Genomic DNA, 20204 nt, shown 5'->3' with positions numbered 1-20204 from the left:
CGGACCGGCCGGGGCAGGTGCCAGTTGCCGCCCGGTGGCCTTCGGCGGCGCTCAGCCGACGCGGGTCGGCGGGCGGAACATGTCCGGGCGCCGACCGGGCACGCCCCGCCCGGCCACCCGGCGCCGGACCGGCCGGCTCATCCGGGCCCGGATCGGCGGGCGCGCTTCGGCCTCGCCCGCGCCGGCGGCCCGGCGCACGCTGCCGTTGGCGTCCTCGGCCCGGCAGCCGGTGGCCCGCAGCAGCTCGCTCTGCGCGGTCCGCAGGTCGCTGATCATCGCTTCGCCGTAGGTGCGCACCCCCTGCGACCACGCGCGTCCGGCCAGCTCCGCGCCCTCCCGCACCAACTCCCGGGTGCGTTCCAGGTCCTCGTCGTCGCCGCCGCGGCAGGCCCGGTTCAGCTCCCGCGTGGCCGCGCCGAGGCGGACCACCGCGTCCGGGAGCGCGGGCGGGATCGGCTCGTCGTACTGCAACGCGGTGGCGGAGCGCCGGGCGATCGACCGGGCGTAGAGCACCAGCCGTTCCAGGTGCTGCGTCGCCTCGGCGTACCTGTGGAACTGGGCCCGGCGGCGCCAGCGGACGGGCGCGATGGTCACCACCTCCTCGGCCCCGCTGAGCGCGTCGTTGAGCCGCCCGATGTCCGGCTCGAGTCCGCGCAGGTCCTCCAACGCGCGCTGAGCCTCGTCGGCGTCGCCCCGGGTCAGCGCGTGCGCGACGGCGTCGAGCTGCGCGGTGAGCCCGGCGGTCACCGGCTCCACCGCCTTGCCCAGCACCCGGATCGGGTTGACCGGCAGCAGCAGCGCCACCACGAACAGGCCGACCAGCCCGCCCACCAGCGCGTCGAAGAGCCGGGGCAGTTCCAGACCGGGCTGCACCGGCGCGAGCGTGGCGATCAGCACCGCCGTACCACCGGCCTGGCCGACCAGCGCGCCGCCGCGCCCGGCCACCAGCAGCGCGGTGGCGATGGCGAGCGTGACCACCAGGCCCGTCTGCCAGGAGCCGCTGCCGAGCAGGGCGCGCAGCAGGTCACCGACCACGATGCCGAGGCCCACGCCGATGAGCAGTTCGAACGTGCGCCGGGCCCGCTGGCCGATCGCGGTGGCGATGGTGCCGACCGCGGCGGCCGGGGCGAAGACGTGCCCGCCGGAGCCGAGCAGCCACTGGGCGAGCAGCGCGGCGAGCGCCGCGGCCAGCCCGGCCTGCGCGGAGATCACCAAGGTGATCTCCAGTTGGCGCATCCGGTTCCGGCTGGCCATGCCGCCCTCGGCACGGGCCCGGGCGAGGGCGCTGCCGCCCCGCTCGACCACCCGGTCCAGGGGCGAGCGGACGGTGTCGCGAGGGCGGTCGGCCATGTCGCCGGTTACCCGCACCCGTGCCGGTGAATCGTCCGCCCGGCCCGGCCGGCGCCCGGATCAGCGCCCGAAGGTGCGGTCGAGCAGGTCGAACAACGCGGCCCAGTGCCGCTTCGTGGCCTGCTCGTCGTACATCGGCGTGTCCGACTGGGTGTAGCCGTGGCGGGCGCCGGGATAGACCTCGGAGCGGTAGGTGACACCGGCCGCGTCCAGCGCCTTCTCCAGCACGGCGATCTGCTCGGCGGTCATCGACGGGTCGGCGTCGGCGTGCCCGAAGTAGAGCTCGCCGGTCACCGCGCCGAGGCCCAGGTGCGGGCTGTCCGGCGCGTCGGTGACGACCCGCCCGGCGTGGAACGCGGCCGCCGCGGCGATCCGGTCCGGCAGCACCTCGATCGCGCGCAGCGCGTTCATGCCGCCCATGCAGTACCCGGTGATCGCCGCCGGACCCGGCGCGACGTCCGGCTGGGCGGCGAGGAAGTCCAGGTAGGCGGCGGTGTCCCGGGCCACCGTCTCCGGCGTCAGCGCGGCCATCATCGGCCCGATGCTCTCGAACAGGGCGCCGCGGCGGCTGTCGTCGGCGAGCGCGCCGAGGTCGATCAGCGGGGCGCGTCCGGCGCGGTGGAACAGGTTGGGCGCCAGCACGACGTATCCGCGCTCGGCGATCGTCGCGGCCATCTCCGCCACCCGGGGCCGCAGCCCGAAGGCGTCCATGAACAGCAGGACGGGCGGGAAGGGGCCACCGGAGTCCGGCCGCGCCAGGTAGGCGTCCGCCGTTCCGTCGGGGGTGGGCACGTCCACGGTCGTCGGCTGCACTGTCGGGGCCTCCTTGCTGCGGGTTCCGGGCTGCACGCTACCCCCGGCCCGGCGGCGCCGGCGCCTCGGGCTCGCGACCCGTTTGCCGACGTCCAGCGTGGGAATCCGGCAATCCCAGCGGAGGAAGGCGGCGAGATGGACCAGGATCAGTTCATCGGCGCGGTGGCCCGGCGGTGCGGCGCGTCCGCGGAGCAGGCCACGGCGATCACCCGGGCGACGTTGACGACGCTGGCCGAGCGGATCGACGGCGGGGAGGCCCGCGACCTTGCCGACCAGCTGCCCGAGGCGCTGCGGGCCTACGCGTTCGGCCCGGCCGAGGCGGCCGAGCCGTTCGGGCTCGACGTGTTCGTGGAGCGGGTCAGCGGACGCGCCGACGTGGACGTGGACGCCGCCCGCGACGGCATCACGGCGGTGTTCGACGTGCTGCGCGACGCCGTCGACCCGGCCGCGTACGCCCAGGTCGTCACGCAGCTTCCCGCCGAGTACGGCGACGTGGCCGACCGGAGCGCCCCGTACGTGCGGCGCACGGCGTGAGCGAGGACGCGCTGCGCCGCCCGCCCGAGGCCGACGCGCAGGAACAGCGGCAGGACGAGACGCTCGTCGGGCCACCCGACACGGTCGACAGGGCGGTGCCCGAGGCGAGCGAGGCGGACCTGGCCGAGCAGGGCGTGCTGCGCCCGCCGAGCGACCGGGCGGGCCTGGGCGAGTCGGTGCGCGACGATCTGACCGCCGCCGACGCGGTGGAGCAGAACACGGAGATCCCGCTGCCCGACGAGGAGCACTGGGCCTGACCGGCTCAGTGGTCCGGGCTGTCCGCCCGGGCCATCAGCCGCAGCGCGTTCGGGTCCAGACCGATCCGGACCGGGGTCTGCCCGTACGGCTCGCCTCGACCTCGATGCGGGCCGGCCGGTCGGTGTCCAGCCACAGCTGGCGTACCGCCAGGAACGGCTCGTCGCCGAGCGTGCGGCGGTGGCCGGCCGCCGCGTTGCGCGCCGTCTCGCGCAGCAGCCCGCGCCGGGTCGGCCCACCCACCGGGTACGCGACCAGCAGCCGGTCGTCGGCGGTGGCGTCGGCGGTGATCGGGCGGCCGGCGTGGAAACCGCCGTTTGCCACGTACACCTGATGGGTGGTGAACGTGTGCTCGCGTCCCTCGGCGCGGACTGTCACGCGCAGCGGCCGGTGCCGGGCCAGCAGACCCAGCCCGGTCATCGGGTACGCGAGCCGCCCGGCGGCCCGCTTCAGCCCCGGCGGCGCGGCCTGCATGATGTCGGCGGACAGCCCGATCCCGACGTGGTTGGTGAACCGGGTGTCGCCGATCAGGCCCAGGTCGACGTCGATCACCTTGCCGTCGGTGAGCACCGCGATCGCGGCGTCCAGGTCGAGCGGCACGCCGACGGTGCGGGCGAAGTTGTTGGTGGTGCCCAGCGGCAGCAGACCCAGCGCGACGTCCCGGTGGGCGAGCAGCCGGGCGGCCGCGCCGACGGTGCCGTCGCCGCCGCCGGTGACCAGCAGGTCCGGGCCCAGGTCGGCGGCCTCGGCGAGCACCCGGTCCAGTTCGCCGGGCCGGTCCACCGGGTACGCGCCGAGCAGCGTGAACCCGGCCGCGCGCAGGCGTGCGTGGACGGTGTCGTAGAGCCGCCGGCCACGGCGGGAGTGGGCGTTGACCACCAGCGCCGCCCGCCGTCGTCCCCGGATCGCCGTGGTCAGCTCCTGCTTGCTCCGCACGGTTGCGACAGTAGCCGCCCCGCCCGGCAGCGGTCCGGTCGCGCTGCCGACGTGGACGGCATCGGTTACCGTCGCGACGGCCGTGATCGTCGATCTTCGAGGGTGGATGTCCCGATGAATCAGCCGGCAACACCGCAGGCGCCAGCGCCCCAGCACACCCAGCCGAACCGCCCGGCGCGGACCCTGATCGGGCTGGCGCTGATCGTCCCGGCCGTGATCGCCTGGGTCTGGTCGTACGTCCTGCCCACCCTGTCCACAGTGGCCCGCAGCTTCCAGGGTGACGGGCCGCGCGGCTCGGGCGAGTCGGCCGGTACGGCGAACTACGAGGCCGCCCTCACCTCCGGCTTCGCCGGGCAGGTCGGGTTCGCGGTGCTGCTCGCCCTGATCCCGCTGGCGGTGGCGCTGCTCGCCGCGCCGCTGCTCGCCGTCCTCGCCGACCGGGCCGGCCGGGTCGCCCGCCTGGTCACCCGGGGCGTGCTGGCGCTGCCGCTCGCCGCGTACGCGCCGGTCGCGGTGTACCTCGGCCGGCGCGCCGAGGGCATCGAGGACGGCACCCTCACCCAGGATCTGCAGTCCCCCCGGACGTTCCTCGTCTCGGCGCTGGCACAGGTGACGTTCGGGCTGGTCGTCGCGGTGGCCGCGACGCTGTACCTGAGCGCCCTGCGCCGGCGGGACCCCGACCAGCGGCCCGCGCCCGCCATGCTGACTGTCGGCGGGCTGCTCGGCCTGGGCGTCCTCGCCGCCGCCCTGCAGACCTACACCGCCCCGGTGATCCTGACCGGCGGCGGGCCGCGCGGCGAATCCACTGCGACGCCGGTGTTCACCGCCGTGCAGACCACCTTCCGGACGATGCGCTTCGGTGTCGGGTCCGCCACGTCGACGCTGCTGCTGGTGCTGCTCGGGCTGCTCGGGATGGCCGCGGTGGCGCTCATCCTGGCCACCCGGCTGCGCATCGAGTTCGACGGCTGGCGGGACGGCCCGGCCGTCCGGGAGGCGGAGTCCTTCACCGGCCGCCGGCCGCTGCTCGTCGGGCTGACCGCTGTCGCGCTCGTCGTCGTCCTCGGCGTGACCGTCTGGGCGTCGCTGCCGTGGCTGCGGAACTTCTCCGCCGACACCGGGCCCCTGCCCAAGGGGGTCGAGACGGCGAACCTGTTCGCCAACACCTGGGTGCCGCCGCTGCTGTCCACACTCGTCGCGGTGACGGTCGCGGCGCTGGCCGGGTTCGGGATCGGCGCGCTGCGCCCGCTGGGGCGCTGGAGCGAGCTGCTGCTGGTGCCGTTCGCGCCGTGGTTGTTCGTCGGCGCCGGCCCGCTGGCCATCGCCAATTTCGAACGCACGACGGAGCGCGAACAGCTGGGCCTGTTCCTCGGCCTGGTGCCGCCGACCTGGCTGTCGGTGCCCGCGCTGTTCGCGTTCACGCTGCTGTTCCGGGGCCAGCACGAGCGGTGGCGTTCCGGCGGCGGCGCCGGCCGTACGCTGCTGCTGCCGGCGCTGCCGATGCTGGCCGTGACCGCGTTGCCGACCTGGCTGGCACACGCCCAGTCGCCGTTGTGGTCGATGCTCGTGGGCCGGGGCCCGGACAGCCTCACCGCTCCCGCGCTGGTGCAGATGATCGCCGGCCGCGCCTTCGGTGCCGGGGGCGAGCTTCCGCTGGGCCTGGTCCTGCCGCTGCCCATGCTGATCCTGTTCGTGGTGTTGTTCGTCGCGCTCATGGTCGGCTACCTGGATCGGCTCGCCGTCCGGGTGGGGCGGCGCGGCGGCCCGGACGCGCCGCCTACCGGGGCGCGCGAGCCTGCCGCCAAGGTCACCGCATAGGGAAACCCCCGATTACCGGCGGTGACGTCGCGCCTAGCGTCGCAGGCATGGCAACTGACGCGCTCACACCGGCCCGGACCGCCCGTCTCCACCGCGCCCGCCTGGCGCTGCCCCTGTTGCTGCTCGCCCTGCTCGCGCCGGCCGGGTGCGACTCCGGCGGCGACGTGCTCGACGGAGGCGCGGCCGACACCGTGGCGGGCGAGGACGGCGGCGACACCGACGCGGGCGCGGTGGACGACGTGCGGCCGCCGTGCCCGTTCACCGCCGCCCAGGTCTCCGAACTGGTCAACCGGAAGCTGCGCGACGAGGGCAACTGCTCGTTCGGCGACGGCATCGCCCAGCTGGCGGTCACCACGGCCTCGGCCACCGCCGGCAAGGCCACCTACGACTACCAGCACGAGCAGGCCGGCCAGCAGTACGAGAAGGTCGTCGACCTGGACCGGGGCGAGCGGGGCTACCTCGCGGTCAAGGACGTGCGCGGCGAGGCGGTGCTGATCGACGGCAAGGGCACGTACACGGTGACGATCAGCAGCTTCGGCGGCGGCACCGCCGGCAACGAGCAGATCCTGCGCCGCACGCTCGACGCGATCCCGGCCTGAGCGGGGGCCGGCATGCGAACCCGTCGACTGATCGCGCTCGCGTTGACCGCGATCCTGCTCACCGCGTCCGCCGGTTGCGGCGGCGACGAACCATCGCCCGCCGGTGCCGCCGCGCCCGGCGCGGGCTCGCCGGTCGCGGACCCGACCGGGGAGGCGCCGGCCGAGCCGAGCGCCGAACCGGTGGACGACGCCGCCGGGCCGGACGCCTGCGCGCTGGTGTCCAAGGCCGACGCCGAACGTCTCGCCGGCACGCCCCTCGACGAGCCGGTCGCCGCCGGGCAGTCCTGCACCTACACGGGGCCGACGAGCGGGCCGACCGCCCAGGTCGAGGTGTTCGTGGGCGACGGCGCCAAGAAGTACCTCGACATCGAGCGGCAACTCGAGCACGAGATCCGTGAGCTGGCCGGCACTGCCGACGAGGCCCTGCTCACCGCGGAGGCGTTCTTCCTGCGCAAGGGCGACCTGTGGGTCGCGGTGCGGCTGGTGCGGCTCAACGACCCGCAGGAGAACCGGGCGCCGCTGGAACGGCTCGCCCGTACCGTCGCCGGCCGGATGTGAGGCGGCCGGTGCGCGGCCGTCGGCTGCTCGCGGCCGGCGTGGCGGCGCTGCTGGCGGTGACCGGCTGCGGCGGCCCCACGCCCGGCCCGGCCGACGCGGCCGACGACGGGCAGCCCCGGTACGGGCAGGCGCCGGCGCCCGGGAAGGACGTCACGCTGCAACCGGACGTGGTGCTGGTCGGCGGCGGCAGCCGCACCGTGCGGTCGGTGAGCCCGGACGGGCTGACCTGGCGGCTCGACCCCGGCGCGCGCGACGCCGACCGGCTCGCGCCCGGCCGGGTCATGTTCCTCACCGGACGCGGCGTGGGCCGGGTGCTCGACCTGGCCGAGGAAGGCGACGACCTGGTCGTCACGATCGGCCCGGTCACACTCACCGAGGTGATCCGCGACGGCACGTTCGGCGGGGACGACGTCACCCTCGACCAGCCGACCGTCTACGTGGCCGGCGAGCCGTCGTGGACCCGGGACGCCGCGGCGGCCGGCGGCACGCTCGGCCGATCCCGGCCGCTCGCCGTCGCGCCCGCGCAGCCGCCGCCCGCGCCGGGCGGGCAGGCCGCCGCGAGCGCCCACGGCTACCGGGTACGGACGTTCTGCTGCGCCGGTGGCGTCGGCACGCACTTCACGTACGACGACGGCGGCGTCCGGCTCGCCGGCACCGTCACCCTGACTGTCGGCCGCCCGGCCGCGTCGTTCCACCTGGCCATCGGCGCGGGCAAGGTGACCCGGGCCGAACTGGAGATCGGCGGCGGCTTCGGCATCAAGGTGGACTTCACCGCCGGCGTCGACGGCGGGCAGAACCACCGCAGGACGTTCCCGGTCCCGGTCGACATCGCGTTCCCGATCGGACTGGTCGCCGGCCTGCCGCTGTCGTTCACGGTGAGCCAGACGCTGGAGGTGGCCACCGCGTTCGGCGCGAAACTGGGCACGTTCCGCGGCTCCGGCGAGTACGCCCTGGCCGGCAAGCTCGGGTTCGGCTACGCGAACGGCCAGGTGGGGTCGCGCGTGACGGAGGGCTTCGCGCGCCGGGTGAGCCTGCTCGACTCGCTCACCGGCGTGCCGGTCGGCGTGATGGGGCTGGTCGTCCGGCACGGCGTGCGGTTCACCATGGGGATCAGCGCGTTCCTGTTCACCGCCGGCATCTGGTTCGAGCTGGTCACCTCGTACGGGGCCACGATCGGGTCCGCGCTCGGCGCCCCGTACGCGGTGTGCCGGGGCGTCGGCCTCGGCGTACGGGCGAGGTTCGGCATCGGCTACCGCATCCTGGAACCCGTCGTCCAAGTGATCAACAAGTTCCTCAGCCTGCTCAGCCCGTCCCGGGCGCCCCGGATCCCGCCGATCGCGGCGACCAGCGGGCCGAGTTGGAGCGCCGACGTCTACCGCAACCAGGAGGTGATCCCGCCCGTCTCGATATGCGGACAGGTTCCGGGCTAGGCCGCGCCGACGCTGGGTTCGGGGGCGCGGCTGTGCCACCATCCCGCCATGGACGCCGCACTGGTCGGCCGCGACGCGGTCGTCGAGCGGGTGTGGCGCGCCCTGGCGGCGGGCACTCCGGTGCTCCTCGACGGTCCCAGCGGCATCGGCAAGACGACGCTGTGGCGAGCAGTGCTCGACCACGCCCGGCGCACCGGCTGGCGGGTGCTGTCCGCCGCGCCCACCGAGGCCGAGAGCGCGTTGCCGTACGCGGCGCTGGCGGACGTGCTGCGCCCGCTGGCCGACGCGCTACCGGGGCTGCCGGCGCCGCAACGCGCGGCGGCCGACATGGTGCTCCTGACCGGCGAGCACGACGGCGCGGCGGTCGACGAACGGGCCGTGGGCGCCGCCACCCGCACCCTGCTCGACGCGGCGGTCACGGACGCGCCCCGGCTCCTGCTCGCCGTCGACGACCCGCAGTGGCTGGACCTGCCGAGCGCCCGGGCGCTGCGGTTCGCGCTGCGCCGGCTGTCCCGGTGGCCCGCAGTCCTGGCCACCCACCGCACCGGCGAGACCCCGGCGACGCCGGTGCCGCTCGGGCTGGACGACGACCCGACCGGCCGGCACCCGCTGCTGCGCGCCGACGTACCGCCGCTGCCCGCGCCCGACCTGCACCGCATCCTTCAGGCCCGCCTCGGCGGCACGCTCAGCCGCCCGCTGGTCGAGCGGCTGGCACGCGACGCCGACGGCAACCCGCTGCTCGCCGTCGAACTGGCCCGGGCGGTGCTGCGGCTGCCCCGCCCACCCGCGCACGACGAGGACCTGCCCGTACCGTCGTCGCTGCGCCGGCTGCTCGCCGAGACGCTGCGGGCGCTGCCCGGCCCGAGCCGGGAGGCGGTCCGGCTGGCCGCGCTGCTGACCGTGCCGGACATGCGGGACCTGACTGCGGCGGGCATGCCGCCCGGCGCGCTGGACGCGGCGGAGGACGCCGGGCTGGTCGTGGTCACGCCGAGCCGGATCAGCTTCGCCCACCCCCGGTACGCCGCGGCGGTCCGGGAGAGCATCCCGCCGGGAGCCCGGCGGCGCCTGCACGCGGTGCTCGCCCGCGCGGTCGCCGACCCCGACGAGCGGGCCCGGCAACTGGCCCGGTGCGCTGTCGCGCCGGACGCGGACGTCGCCGCCGACCTGGCCGCCGCGGCGGCCCGGCAGCGCATACGCGGCGCGCCCGCGCTCGCCGCCGACTGGTACGCCCGGGCGGCCGAGCTGACCCCGCAGGCCGCCACCGCCGACCGCAACCGGCGTCGCCTCGACGCGGTGCAGTGCCGCATCGACAGCGGGGACTACGCGGCGGCCGGCCGGGCCGCCGAGGCCGCGGCCGAGGAGCTGACCGGCGCCGAGCGGGGTGAGGCGCTGCTGTTGCGCGCCCTCGTCGCCTGGTGCGCCGACGACCTGGTCACCGCCGTGCGCGTGGCCGAGCAGGCGCTCGCCGCGGCCGGGCCGGACGGCGACCTGGCCGGGCGGATCCACACGCACCTGACGATGTTCCACGACCAGCCGGAGGCCGCGCGGGCGCACGCGCGGGCGGCGATCGCCCGGCTCTCCGACCGCGACGACCACCGCCCGCTGTTCACCGCCGCGCTGCTGCTGTTCTTCTTCCACGAGGTACGCGCCGGTGGCGAGGCGCCGACCGGCCTGCTCGACCGGGCGCTGGCGCTGGAGGCCGGCGAACCGTCCTACCTGGCCGGCTCGGTGCCGGCGATCTGGTGGAAGGCCGTGGACGACCACGACCGGGCGCGGGCCCGGCTGCACCTGATGCTGGACCGGGCGGTGGCGCGCGGGGACGACCCGCTGCGGCACGAGGCGCTCACCCATCTCGGCGAGACGGAACTGCTCGCCGGGCGGTTCGCCGAGGCCGGTACGCACATCGCCGACGCCCGTGACCTGGGTGAGCAGCTCGGCACCGGCCTGGTGGGCGAGAGCTGGCTGGCCGGCATGCTCGACGCGCACCGGGGCCGGCTGGCGCGGGCGGGTGCCACCGCCGCCGGGCTACGTCGCGACGACGACCTCGGCGACGCGTGGAGCCGCCGGCTGCACCACCAGCTCACCGGGCTGGTGGCGCTCGCCTCGGGCGAGTGGGTCACGGCCGCGGCGGCGTACGGCTCGCTCGCGGCCGACCTGGACGGTTCGGGCATCGTCGAGCCGCTGGGGCAGCGGTTCGAGCCGGACTGGATCGAGGCGTGCGTGGGCGCCGGTGACCTGGACACCGCGCACGCGGCGCTGGACCGGCTGGCCCGGCGGCACGCGCGGCTGCCGCGGCCGTGGACGACGCTCGGGCTGGCCCGCAGCCGGGTGCTGCTGGCCGGCGCGACGGGCGCGGACCCGGGCGAGGCGCTGGACGCGCTGACGCAGGCCCGGGCCACGGTGCCGGAGGCGGTGCTGCCGTTGGACCGGGCCCGCTGCCTGCTCGCGGCCGGGCGGGCGTACCGGCGGGTGCGGCGGCGGCGGGAGGCGCGGGCGGCGCTCGACGCGGCGGTGGCCGAGTTCGACGCGCTCGGCGCGTCCGCGTTCGCCGACCGGGCGCGGGCGGAGCTGGGCCGCATCGGCGCCCGCACCCCGGCCCCGACGGCGCTCACCGCGACGGAGGAGCGGGTGGCCCGGCTCGCCGCCCGGGGGCAGACGAACCGGCTCATCGCCGACGCGCTCTACATCAGCCCGAAGACGGTCGAGGCGAACCTGGCCCGGGTCTACCGCAAGCTGGGCATCGCCAGCCGCGCCGAGCTGGGCGCGGCGATGGGCCGGCGTCCGGGCGACTGAGTCGCTCAGGACGCGACCAGGGCGGTCAGGACGCGGCGAGCGTGTCCAGGTGCGCGCCGAGCAGCGCCCGGGCGCGCCCGGGTGGCATCCGCTCGGGGTGCAGCAGCGCGTGCAGCGCGAGCCCGTCGAGCAGGGCGTGCAGCCCGGCGACCGCCTCGGGGTCGGGGGCCGGTTCCCCGGTGAGGAGGCAGACGGCGAACTCGGCGGCGCGGCGGATGCCGTCGTCCGCCTCGGCCATCCGGGATCGCGCGGCCGGGTCGGTCTGGGCGCGCGCGGCGAGCAGCAGCCACACCTCGGCCTCGCGGACGCGCTGCCGGTCCAGCGGCAGCAGGTGTTCCAGCACCCGCTGGGCGACCTCGCGGGGGCTGCCGGTCCGGTCGTCGGCGGCGATCCGCTCGGCCGCCTCGGCCTGTACGTGCTCCATGGCGAACACCAGCAGTTCGGTCTGGGTCGCGAAGTAGTGCCGCAGCGCGCTCGGTGACCAGCCCGCCTCGGCCGCGATGCTGCGCACGGTGGCGGCGCCGACGCCGTCGCGGTAGACGACCCGCCACATCGCCCGCGCCAGCTCGGCCCGGCGCGCGTCGTGGTCGACGATCTTGGGCACGGGCCCTCCGGAACCTGGTCGACGAACGCTGCTACGGTTATCGCACAGCGTACTAAAAAAGGAGGCCGCATGCTCGTGGCAGTGATCGTCGGATGCGAGGTGGCGTTCTGGGTGGTGCTGCTCGCCGGGCTGATCGCCCGGTACCCGCTGCGCCGGCCCCGCCTCGGCGCGGCGCTGCTGATCGCCGTGCCCGTGGTCGATCTCGTGCTGCTGGCCGCCACGATGATCGACCTGCGCCGGGGCGCGACAGCCACGTTCGCCCACGGCCTCGCCGCCGCGTACCTCGGGTTCTCGGTGGCGTTCGGACACAGCATGGTGCGCTGGGCCGACGAGCGGTTCGCGCACCGGTTCGCCGGCGGGCCTCCCCCGCGCCGGGCCCCGAAGTACGGGATGGCGCGGGCCCGGCACGAGTGGCGCGAGTGGGGCAAGGGCATGATCGGCTGGGCGGTCGCCTGCGCCGTGCTGCTCGGTGGCATCGCCCTGGTCGGCGACGGCGAGCGCACCGCCGAGCTGTGGGCGTGGGCCGGCCGGCTCACCGTGGTGATGGCGGGCTGGCTGGTGTTCTGGCCGGTCGCGTACACCGTCTTCCCGAAGCGGGCGCCGCGCGACGCGTGAGGCTCACCCTCCGCCCCCGGCGACCCGGCCTACCGGCTGCTTCGCCGACCGCCCGGCGGCGGACGGCTCGCCGCGCCGATCGACGGCGATCGCGACCAGCAACAGCCCGGCCAGCGCCGCCAGCGCCAGCGGCGGCGGCAGCGCCGTCCCGAGCGCGGCCAGCGGCAACGCCGCACCGGCGACGGCCAGCCGGGCCGCTCCCACCGGCTGACCGGTCAGCCGCCGGAACAGCAGCCGTCCGGCCAGGTAGACGGCCGCGCCACCGAACAGCGCCACCGCGGCCGAGCGGTTCAGCCGGGGCCCGGCCTCCGGGTCGGCGACGTGCTCCAGCACCTGCTCGATGCCGAGCGCCAGGTAGATGACGCCGGCGACGAGCAGCAGATGGGTCTGGCTGTAGGCGTCCGCGGCCATCCGGTCCCGCCGCGCCGCCGGTGCGGCGGCGAGCGCCCGGGCCGCCTCCGGGGACGTGCTGCGGAAGTAGAGCCACCAGAGGCAGACGGTCACCACGAAACCGACGAGCGCCACGGCGAGGACCGACGGCTCGGTGACCGCCGAGGCCGCGCCCACTCCCGCGGCCACCACCGACTCCCCCAGCGAGATGATCAGCACCAGGCCGTACCGCTCGGCGAAGTGCGTCGGGCTGCGCAGCGGCCAGGCGCCCCGGCGGGCGTACGACAGCCGCTGCCCGGCCACCTCGACGGCGAAGCCCAGCACCCACAGCGCCGCGTGCGCGGCACCGTCCAGCAGCGCGCCGAGCAGCAGCGGCACCCAGCCGACGGCGCTGACGCACGCGAAGAACCGGATCCGGGCGCGCAGTTCCGGGTCACCCGCCGCGGCCCAGTGGAACAGCGTCAGGTGCACCGCGCGCAGCACCACGTAGGCCAGCACGACGATCAACGGACCGTCCAGCCCCGGGCCCGGCGTCCACGCCTGCGGCATGGCGAGCGCGGCCAGGAACAACGCGGCCATCGCGACCAGGAACCCGCCGCGCACCACCCCGACGTCGGCGGGCGTGTGGTTGCCCAACCAGGTGTACGACAACCACGCCACCCAGAGCAGCACGAGCAGGAGCAGGCCCTTGGCCATCCCGGCCGGGGTCGGGTGCGGCTCGATCAGCGCCATGATCCGGGTGAGCGCGAAGACGAAGACCAGGTCGAAGAAGATCTCGAAGGGCGTGACCCGACGCTCGTCCGGCCCCGGCCGGGGCGCGCGCGGCCGTCGTCGCACCCGTTCGCGTCCCACGCCCGCCGCCCTCCGCCGGTCCACCTCCTGCGCCGACGGTAGGCGGCGCAGGGCGGGCGATCGGGCGATTCCCGGGATCACGCCGGGCTCGGCCTGCGGTCAGTTCAGCCGACCGCGTCGTCCGGCCAGGCGGCGCGGACCAGCGCGGGCAGCATCTCGCCGGCCGGGCCGCGCAGGTTCACCGCGCAGATCGGGTCCAGCGGCGTCGGTACCGGGTTCACCTGTACCACCGGCGCGCCGAGACGGGCCGCGACGAGCGGGATCTCGGCGGCCGGGTGCACGAGCGCGGAGGTGCCCACCGTCAGCAGCAGGTCGCAGCTGGAAGCCGCCTCGACCGCCGCGTCGAGCGCGGCCGACGGCAGCGCCTCGCCGAACCACACCACCCCGGGCCGCACCGGCGCGCCGCAGTCGGCGCACGCGGGCGGGTCCAGCGGCCCGTCGTGCGCCTCCGGCGCATGCGATTCCGCCCCGCCGTGCGATTCCGCCCCGTCGTGCGGTTCCGCCCCGTCGTGCGGCTCCGGCGGACCGGCGGACGGCGGCAGGTCCGACGGCAGCGGCGCGGGCCGGGCGCAGGCCGAGCAGCGGGGCGCGAACAGGCTGCCGTGCAGGCGTACCGGGGCGGGCACGCCGCCGCGCTCGTGCAGGTCGTCGACGTTCTGCGTGATCACCACGGTCTCCGGCAGCCGGGCCGCGATCGCCGCCACCGCCCGGTGCCCCGGATTCGGTAGCGCCCGGAGCACCCCGCGCCGGCGTGCCTCGTACCAGCCCCAGACCAGCGCCGGGTCGGCGCGGAACGCGGCCGGTGTCGCCAGCTCCTGCGGGTCGTAGCGTTGCCACAGCCCGGTCTGGGCGTCCCGGAACGTCGGCACGCCGCTCTCCGCCGACATGCCCGCGCCGGTGAAGACCACCGGGCGACGCGCGGCGGCCAGCAGCAGGGCCGCCTCGGCCAGCTCCGGCCCGGTCACACGTCCACCGTCAGCCGCACGTCGACCCGGTCACCCAGCTCGATGCCCTCGGCCCGGCGCGCCGCGACCCGCAGCGGCACCACGTACCGGCCGTCCTTGGGCCACAGCGACGTCCGCCAGTCGGTGCCGCCGATGCGGACCGTCACCGGGATCATGCCCCAGCCGTAGGTGACCGACGCCGATGCGGCCTCGATCGCCGCACTCTGCTCGTCGGGCACCGTGACGAAGTGGTACGGCGCCGGGCCGCGCCAGAACCACACCTCGCCGCTGAACGCCAGCTCCATCCGGTCAGGATAGGGGCCGGGACCGACAGAGCCCGAGCAGCCGCAGCCCGGCCGTCGTCACCCAGGCGAACAGCGGGAACACGGCGACACGCTCCATGCCGCCCACGCCGATGCCGGCGTCCACCCGGGACAGGAACAGCACGGTGCCGGCCAGGCCGAGCAGGCCCAGGACCGCGCTGACGGTCCGCAGCTCGCGCAGCAGCGGCGACCGGCCGAGCGCGGCGGCCAGCAGCGCCGCGTTGCCGAGCGCGAAGACCAGCAGCGCGCCGAGCACGTGCAGGTTCTCGTCCACGTCGGCCGGGTAGAGGCCGGCCAGCACGTACCCGGACCCGGCGGCCACTGCCGACGCCACGGTGACGGTCGCGGCGCGGCCCGGGCGCAGCGCCCGGCGCGCGAGCAGCGCGCCGACCGCGAGCAGCAGCCCGGCGGCGACGAACACGGCGTTCATGCCCGCGTGCCACGGTGAGCAGACCGGACGCGGCCGGCTGGTGTCCCACACGCCGCAGGTCACGTTGCCGAGGTCGCTGATGTTGTGCTCGGCCCAGCTGAACCGGGGCTGGTCCCAGGCCAGGCCGACGAGGACGTTGGCGGCCAGGAACGACACGGCGGCGAGCAGCCAGCAGGCGCCCGCGAGACGGTTTCTCACCCGACGAGTGCACGGTCTCGGGGCGCCCCGGCGCACGGGGCGTGGCGGGCCGGTTCGAGGTAGGGCCAGACCTACCCGCGGATGGGGCCTGGATGGCTCGGAAGGGCGGCGGGGTCTGGCTAGCGTCACGGCATGACCGTTGATCACGGGCTGGCGGCAGCGTTGCGCCGCCGCCGCTACCTGCTGTCCGCGTGGCCGTGGCGGGCCCTGGCGTACGCCGTCACGACCCTGCCCCTGGCCGGCACGGCGGCGCTCGGCGCGGCGGTGGTCGCCGCGCCGCTGCTGCTGGTGGCCGGCGCGCTGCGGCGGGGCCGCCCGGTCGACGCCACGGCGCTGGCGGTGCTGGCCGTGCTGGCACTGACGGTGGTGGCGTTCGCGCCGCTGGCCGGCGCGCCGGTGGCGGCGGTCGAGCGGTGGCGCCTCGGCCTGGTCGACGACCGATCGGTGACCGCGCCCCAATGGCGTGGGATCGCCGCCCGCCTCACCACCGCCACCGGATGGCGGGAGGGCGCGTACCTGGCGGTGCTGGGTGTGGCGGTGCCGCTGGCGTACGGGATGTTCGGTCTGCTCGTGCTGCTGGACGTGGCGCTGGTGGCCGGTCCGTGGCTGGCCGGCGGCGAGGACCGCATCGTGCTGATCTGGGCCACTGTCGACTCCCCCGCCGAGGCGGTGCCGTACGCGGTCGCCGGTCTGCTGGCGGTCCCCGCGCTGGTCTACCTCGCCGGGCTGCTCGTCGCGGCCCAGGCGGCGGTGGCTCGCCTGCTGCTCGACGACGCGCCCGGCGGGACGGCGCTGCGCGAGGTGACCCGGTCCCGGGCCCGCCTGGTGAGCGCCTACGAGGCCGAGCGCCGCCGCGTCGAGCGGGACGTGCACGACGGCGTGCAGCCGCGCCTGACCAGCCTCACCCTCCAGCTCGGGCTGGCCCGCCTCGACGTGCCGGACGGCTCCCCGGCGGCGAAGCCGCTCGCGGCGGCGCACGAGCAGGCCAAGGAGCTGATGGTGACGTTGCGCGGGATCGTCCAGGGCATCCGCCCGCAGCAGCTCACCGAACTCGGCCTGGCCGCCGCCGTCGGTGATCTGGCCGCCCGGTCGGTCGTCCCGGTCACCGTGCACGCCGACCTGACCCGCCCGGTGCCGGACCTGGTGCAGACCACCGCCTGGTACGTGGTCTCGGAGACGCTCGGCAACGTGGCCCGGCACTCCGGGGCGACCCGGGCGCAGGTGCGCCTGATCCGCGACGAACGACTGCTGGTGGTGGAGGTGCGCGACGACGGCCGGGGCGGCGCCGACCCGGCGCGCGGCACCGGTCTGACCGGGCTCGCGGACCGGGTGGCGGCGGTGGACGGGCGGCTGCTGCTGTCCAGCCCGCCCGGTGGGCCTACCCTCGTGCGGGTGGAGCTGCCGTGCCGTCCGTGATCCGGGTCGTCCTGGCCGAGGACGAGGTGCTGCTCCGGGAGGGTCTGGTGGGCCTGCTGACCCGGTTCGGTTTCGCTGTGGACGCCGCCGTCGGCTCCGCCCCGGACCTGCTCGACGCGGTCCGCACCCACCGGCCCGATTTGCTGGTGACCGACATCCGGATGCCGCCGCAGCACCGCGACGACGGCCTGCGGGCGGCGGTCGCGCTGCGCGCCGAACGCCCGGACCTCGCCGTGGTGGTGCTCAGCCAGCACGTGCAGAGCGGGTACGCCGCCGCGCTGCTCGACAGCGGCGACGGCAACCGGGTCGGCTACCTGCTCAAGGACCGGGTGGCGGACGTCGAGGAGTTCGCCGCGACGCTGCGCCGGGTGGCGGCCGGCGGCACCGCCGTCGACCCGGACGTGGTGCGGCACCTGCTGCGCCGCCCGCGCGACCCGCTCGGCGCGCTGTCCCCCCGTGAGCGGGAGGTGCTGGGCCTGGTCGCCGAGGGGCACTCCAACAGCGCGATCGCGGCGCGGCTGCACGTGACCGAGGCGGCGATCGGCAAGCACGTGGGCAACATCCTGGCCAAGCTCGGCCTGCCGCCGGACGAGGACACCAACCGGCGGGTGCTGGCAGTGCTCGCCCACCTGCGCGCGGCGGGCTGACCGGGCGCTACAGGCTCATCGGCGCGGGGTCGGTGGCCAGTGCCCGGAACCGCTCGCGCGGGTCGGGCACCAGCCGCCGTTCGGCGAGGTCGAGCAGGCCGCCGACGCCGGACACCGAAGCGACGGGGGTGCCGTCGGCGCGGGTGAACTCCTGGCCGATCCGGAACGTCTTGCCCTCGCCCCAGTGGAACTCGCAGGTCACGTCGACCTCGTCGCCGCCGCGCAGCTCCCGCAGGTAACGCACAGTCACCTCCAGCGCGACCGGTCCGACGCCGCCGGCGATCAGCCGGTCCTGGCCGATGCCGGAGGCGCGCAGGCACTCCCAGCGGGCGTGCTCGGCGTACTGGAGGTAGACCGCCTGGTTGAGGTGCCCCTGCGTGTCGAGTTCGTAGCCGCGTACGGTGACGCGCACCCGGAACGGATCTGCCATGCCGGCAGCCTAACCAGCGGCGCGGACAAAACGGCGTGCGGTCCGGGTCGCGCGGCCCTAACCTGCCCGGCGTGACTCTGGAGATCGTGACCCTGGCGCAGCGGCCGGACCTGGCGCCGCTGCTCGACACCGACTTCGACGGCGCCTGGCCGCCGTTCATGCTCTGGGATCCGATGGGCGCGCTCTACTACGGCGTCGCGCACGAGACGTACCCCGAGTTCGTCTTCGCCGCCGTCGACCCGGCCGAGCCGGGCCGGGCCGTCGCCCGGGGCTACGCGGCGCCGTTGCGCTGGACGGAGGACGAGCTGCCCGACGGCGGCTGGGACCGGGTGATCCAGCGGGCCACGCTCGGGCGGCTCACCGGGTCCACCCCGAACCTGGTGTCCGCGCTGGAGATCTGCGTGCGCCCGGACCGGCGCGGCGGCGGGGTGTCCGGGCTGATGCTCGCGGCCATGCGCGCGGCGGTGGCCCGCGCCGGGTTCGACACGCTGGTGGCGCCGGTGCGCCCGAACGGCAAGGCCGACGCCCCGGACGTGCCGATGACCGAGTACGCGGCCCGCCGCCGCCCCGACGGCCTGCCGGCCGATCCGTGGCTGCGGGTGCACGTGCGGGCGGGCGGGGTGATCGAGCGGGTCGCGCCCCGGTCGATGACGGTGACCGGGACGCTCGCGGACTGGCGGCGCTGGACCGGGCTGCCGTTCGACACCTCCGGGCCGGTGCGGGTGCCTGGTGCGTTGACGCCGGTGCTCGTCGACGTCGACCACGACCACGCCGCGTACGTGGAGCCCAACGTGTGGGTACGCCACCGGCTCTGACCGGGCGTCAGGCCGGCCAGGCGTGACCGATCCCGTCGAGCAGCAGGACCACGCCCTCGGTGGCCGCCTCCCGGTCCCGGGAGATCTCCCGGTACTCCGGCGAGGTGGACCAGCGCTCGAAGTCCTCCCGGCTGTCGAACGACAGCAGCACCGCCTTGTGGTGCGGCCACTCCCCCTCGACCACGCGCGGGCTGGTGTCGGCGGCGAGCAGCCGACCGCCGTAGCGGGCCAGCACCGGCGGGAAGGCGGCGGCATACCTGTCGTAGCGCGCCCGGTCGTGGATGGTGAGCTGCGCGAGGGCGTAGACGGTCACCGGCTCAGGCTACCGACCGCCCGAGCGCTCCGGCCTCGTCCGTCGGGCCGGATCCGCCGCCTCCGCGAGCCGGGTCGACTGTCCGGTGTGCTCTAGCCATTATGGCTCTGACCTGCGAATACTGGTAGCAGGTCCGCGCGGCGTGGGGGAAAGAGGTGGGGCAGGATGATCGAGCAGGAGACCCAGCCGGAGGCCATACCCGAGCCCCGGAACACGCCGGAGGGCGGGCCGTCCCGGCCCGTCACGCCGGTTCCCGGCGCGGTGTGGCAGGTCCGCGTACGGACCAAACTCGACGACCTGTACCAGCAGCTCGCGGTGCTGTCCGCGCGCGACCCCGATCGGGCCGAGGCGCTGCGCGCGCAGCTGTCCCGGGTGGAGGTGGTGCTCGGACGCAGCGGCGTGGTCGAGTGGTTGCGCGGCGGCAACCTGGAGTACGCGTGGCAGACCATCCACTCGGTGGAGCGGGCCATGGTGGGGTTGCGCAGCCCGGACGAGCTGGCCGGGCTGCTGCCGGCGTACCGCAGCGCGGCGGCGCAGGTGCTGCCGGCCGACGACAAGGTGCTCAGCGACCTCGACACCGCGACCGGCGGGGTGCCCGTGGAGTTGCTGCGCGCCCGGGTGCAGGCGCTGCTGCTGCGCTTCCACTCCGCGTCCGACGAGTTCCACGAGTCGGCGCGGCGGCTGCGCAACCGGATGCTGGGGCTGTCGGTGTTCGCGCTGGTGGCGGAGGTCCTCGTGGTGCTGGTGCAGTGGCTCAGCCACGACGTCCGGCTGCTGGAGGCGCCGACCGACGCCGGTGGCGTACCGGCCTGGCGGCTGCTGTTCTTCGTGCTGATCGCCGGGGCGCTCGGCGCGTTCCTCAGCGCGCTGCCGTCGATGATCACGTCCCGGTCCGGCGGGCTGCCCTACAAGCTGCCGTTCCAGCAGGGGCTGCTCAAGCTCGCGGTCGGCCCGCTGGTGGCGGTGGTCGGCATCATGCTGGTCATCGGCGGCCTGGTGGAGACCAGTGTGAGCAGCACCGCCGCGCTGCTGGGCCTGGCCATCGTGTTCGGCGCCGGGCAGCAGGCGGTCACCGCGTTCGCCGACCGGCGGGCGGCCGAACTGCTCGGCCCGGCGGCCAAGAGCTGATCGGGCGCGGGTCACC

General features: G+C 76.0%; 22 protein-coding genes. 12 read left to right on the top strand and 10 right to left on the bottom strand.

The features are described from left to right. Positions 1 to 51 precede the first annotated feature (51 nt). Entirely contained in the window at positions 52 to 1350 is a 1299-nt protein-coding gene (locus tag O7542_RS09610; protein ID WP_069088634.1) for an FUSC family protein, read from the bottom strand. A 60-nt stretch (positions 1351 to 1410) separates the two neighbouring features. Next, on the bottom strand, positions 1411 to 2163 hold the full coding sequence (locus O7542_RS09605) for a dienelactone hydrolase family protein (protein WP_281606060.1): 753 nt from the start codon (positions 2161 to 2163) through the stop codon (positions 1411 to 1413). Between the two features lie 135 nt (positions 2164 to 2298). On the opposite strand from O7542_RS09605, the gene O7542_RS09600 reads away from it, so the two are divergent. Further along, a complete protein-coding gene (locus O7542_RS09600) occupies positions 2299 to 2697 on the top strand; it encodes a DUF2267 domain-containing protein (RefSeq protein WP_069088632.1) in 399 nt (132 codons plus the stop codon). Next, positions 2694 to 2954 carry a hypothetical protein gene (locus tag O7542_RS09595; protein WP_064445871.1) on the top strand — a complete coding sequence of 87 codons (261 nt, stop codon included), beginning with the start codon at positions 2694 to 2696 and terminating at the stop codon, positions 2952 to 2954. Before O7542_RS09600 ends, O7542_RS09595 begins: the two co-directional genes overlap by 4 nt. A gap of 34 nt (positions 2955 to 2988) precedes the next feature. Here the strand turns inward: O7542_RS09595 and O7542_RS09590 are convergent, their stop codons facing one another. Then, a complete protein-coding gene (locus O7542_RS09590; protein WP_281606059.1) occupies positions 2989 to 3888 on the bottom strand; it encodes a diacylglycerol kinase family protein in 900 nt (299 codons plus the stop codon). Positions 3889 to 4002: 114 nt separating this feature from the next. On the opposite strand from O7542_RS09590, the gene O7542_RS09585 reads away from it, so the two are divergent. From O7542_RS09585 to O7542_RS09565, 5 genes are read left to right on the top strand one after another with little or no spacing between them, the layout of a single operon-like run. Further along, the gene (locus O7542_RS09585; protein ID WP_281606058.1) at positions 4003 to 5703 is read left to right on the top strand and encodes a sugar ABC transporter permease; all 1701 of its coding nucleotides are present in this window, start codon (positions 4003 to 4005) and stop codon (positions 5701 to 5703) included. A gap of 47 nt (positions 5704 to 5750) precedes the next feature. After that, on the top strand, positions 5751 to 6302 hold the full coding sequence (locus tag O7542_RS09580; RefSeq protein ID WP_113972763.1) for a hypothetical protein: 552 nt from the start codon (positions 5751 to 5753) through the stop codon (positions 6300 to 6302). A gap of 12 nt (positions 6303 to 6314) precedes the next feature. After that, positions 6315 to 6860: a hypothetical protein gene (locus O7542_RS09575; RefSeq protein WP_113972764.1), complete on the top strand. Its 546-nt coding sequence runs from the start codon at positions 6315 to 6317 to the stop codon at positions 6858 to 6860. Between the two features lie 8 nt (positions 6861 to 6868). Beyond that, the gene (locus tag O7542_RS09570; protein ID WP_281606057.1) at positions 6869 to 8290 is read left to right on the top strand and encodes a hypothetical protein; all 1422 of its coding nucleotides are present in this window, start codon (positions 6869 to 6871) and stop codon (positions 8288 to 8290) included. A 48-nt stretch (positions 8291 to 8338) separates the two neighbouring features. After that, the gene (locus tag O7542_RS09565; protein ID WP_064445866.1) at positions 8339 to 11083 is read left to right on the top strand and encodes a LuxR family transcriptional regulator; all 2745 of its coding nucleotides are present in this window, start codon (positions 8339 to 8341) and stop codon (positions 11081 to 11083) included. Positions 11084 to 11108: 25 nt separating this feature from the next. On the opposite strand, the gene O7542_RS09560 is transcribed toward O7542_RS09565, so the two are convergent. Then, positions 11109 to 11687: a TetR family transcriptional regulator C-terminal domain-containing protein gene (locus O7542_RS09560; protein ID WP_281606056.1), complete on the bottom strand. Its 579-nt coding sequence runs from the start codon at positions 11685 to 11687 to the stop codon at positions 11109 to 11111. A 69-nt stretch (positions 11688 to 11756) separates the two neighbouring features. Here O7542_RS09560 and O7542_RS09555 point away from each other — a divergent pair, with 69 nt between their 5' ends. Then, positions 11757 to 12302, top strand: coding sequence for a hypothetical protein (locus O7542_RS09555; protein WP_064445864.1), 546 nt, complete (start codon positions 11757 to 11759; stop codon positions 12300 to 12302). A gap of 3 nt (positions 12303 to 12305) precedes the next feature. Here the strand turns inward: O7542_RS09555 and O7542_RS09550 are convergent, their stop codons facing one another. From O7542_RS09550 to O7542_RS09535, 4 genes are all read right to left on the bottom strand, one after another. Next, entirely contained in the window at positions 12306 to 13544 is a 1239-nt protein-coding gene (locus O7542_RS09550) for a low temperature requirement protein A (RefSeq protein ID WP_069088626.1), read from the bottom strand. Positions 13545 to 13648: 104 nt separating this feature from the next. Beyond that, complete coding sequence (locus tag O7542_RS09545) at positions 13649 to 14509, bottom strand: Sir2 family NAD-dependent protein deacetylase (RefSeq protein ID WP_281606055.1); 861 nt, start codon at positions 14507 to 14509, stop codon at positions 13649 to 13651. Further along, the gene (locus tag O7542_RS09540; protein WP_069088624.1) at positions 14506 to 14793 is read right to left on the bottom strand and encodes a DUF1905 domain-containing protein; all 288 of its coding nucleotides are present in this window, start codon (positions 14791 to 14793) and stop codon (positions 14506 to 14508) included. The genes O7542_RS09545 and O7542_RS09540 overlap by 4 nt, the downstream gene beginning before the upstream one ends. 4 nt (positions 14794 to 14797) lie before the next feature. After that, on the bottom strand, positions 14798 to 15439 hold the full coding sequence (locus O7542_RS09535) for a DUF998 domain-containing protein (RefSeq protein ID WP_281606054.1): 642 nt from the start codon (positions 15437 to 15439) through the stop codon (positions 14798 to 14800). Between the two features lie 132 nt (positions 15440 to 15571). On the opposite strand from O7542_RS09535, the gene O7542_RS09530 reads away from it, so the two are divergent. Continuing rightward, positions 15572 to 16855 (top strand): histidine kinase, encoded by a 1284-nt coding sequence (locus O7542_RS09530; protein ID WP_281606053.1) that lies wholly within the window; start codon positions 15572 to 15574, stop codon positions 16853 to 16855. Beyond that, entirely contained in the window at positions 16843 to 17502 is a 660-nt protein-coding gene (locus O7542_RS09525; protein ID WP_043323831.1) for a response regulator transcription factor, read from the top strand. The genes O7542_RS09530 and O7542_RS09525 overlap by 13 nt, the downstream gene beginning before the upstream one ends. 7 nt (positions 17503 to 17509) lie before the next feature. Here O7542_RS09525 and O7542_RS09520 read toward each other — a convergent pair whose 3' ends face one another. Further along, a complete protein-coding gene (locus O7542_RS09520) occupies positions 17510 to 17932 on the bottom strand; it encodes a thioesterase family protein (RefSeq protein WP_043323829.1) in 423 nt (140 codons plus the stop codon). 71 nt (positions 17933 to 18003) lie between these two features. On the opposite strand from O7542_RS09520, the gene O7542_RS09515 reads away from it, so the two are divergent. Next, a complete protein-coding gene (locus O7542_RS09515; protein WP_064445858.1) occupies positions 18004 to 18747 on the top strand; it encodes a hypothetical protein in 744 nt (247 codons plus the stop codon). Between the two features lie 7 nt (positions 18748 to 18754). On the opposite strand, the gene O7542_RS09510 is transcribed toward O7542_RS09515, so the two are convergent. Continuing rightward, complete coding sequence (locus O7542_RS09510; RefSeq protein ID WP_043323825.1) at positions 18755 to 19060, bottom strand: DUF1330 domain-containing protein; 306 nt, start codon at positions 19058 to 19060, stop codon at positions 18755 to 18757. A 165-nt stretch (positions 19061 to 19225) separates the two neighbouring features. On the opposite strand from O7542_RS09510, the gene O7542_RS09505 reads away from it, so the two are divergent. Next, a complete protein-coding gene (locus O7542_RS09505; RefSeq protein WP_281606052.1) occupies positions 19226 to 20188 on the top strand; it encodes a hypothetical protein in 963 nt (320 codons plus the stop codon). Positions 20189 to 20204: the final 16 nt, after the last annotated feature.

The organism is Micromonospora sp. WMMC264, assembly GCF_027497275.1.
Lineage (GTDB): Bacteria > Actinomycetota > Actinomycetes > Mycobacteriales > Micromonosporaceae > Micromonospora > Micromonospora chalcea.
Note: the sequence above shows the minus strand (reverse complement) of the source record. Positions and strands in the feature narration are given on the sequence as shown.

Excerpts from the sequence above, each read along its gene's own strand:
- O7542_RS09610 (WP_069088634.1), bottom strand. The coding sequence starts at position 1,350 with ATGGCCGACCGCCCTCGCGACACCGTCCGCTCGCCCCTGGACCGGGTG.
- O7542_RS09600 (WP_069088632.1), top strand. The coding sequence starts at position 2,299 with ATGGACCAGGATCAGTTCATCGGCGCGGTGGCCCGGCGGTGCGGCGCG.
- O7542_RS09585 (WP_281606058.1), top strand. The coding sequence starts at position 4,003 with ATGAATCAGCCGGCAACACCGCAGGCGCCAGCGCCCCAGCACACCCAG.
- O7542_RS09580 (WP_113972763.1), top strand. The coding sequence starts at position 5,751 with ATGGCAACTGACGCGCTCACACCGGCCCGGACCGCCCGTCTCCACCGC.
- O7542_RS09575 (WP_113972764.1), top strand. The coding sequence starts at position 6,315 with ATGCGAACCCGTCGACTGATCGCGCTCGCGTTGACCGCGATCCTGCTC.
- O7542_RS09565 (WP_064445866.1), top strand. The coding sequence starts at position 8,339 with ATGGACGCCGCACTGGTCGGCCGCGACGCGGTCGTCGAGCGGGTGTGG.
- O7542_RS09555 (WP_064445864.1), top strand. The coding sequence starts at position 11,757 with ATGCTCGTGGCAGTGATCGTCGGATGCGAGGTGGCGTTCTGGGTGGTG.
- O7542_RS09540 (WP_069088624.1), bottom strand. The coding sequence starts at position 14,793 with ATGGAGCTGGCGTTCAGCGGCGAGGTGTGGTTCTGGCGCGGCCCGGCG.
- O7542_RS09530 (WP_281606053.1), top strand. The coding sequence starts at position 15,572 with ATGACCGTTGATCACGGGCTGGCGGCAGCGTTGCGCCGCCGCCGCTAC.
- O7542_RS09520 (WP_043323829.1), bottom strand. The coding sequence starts at position 17,932 with ATGGCAGATCCGTTCCGGGTGCGCGTCACCGTACGCGGCTACGAACTC.
- O7542_RS09505 (WP_281606052.1), top strand. The coding sequence starts at position 19,226 with ATGATCGAGCAGGAGACCCAGCCGGAGGCCATACCCGAGCCCCGGAAC.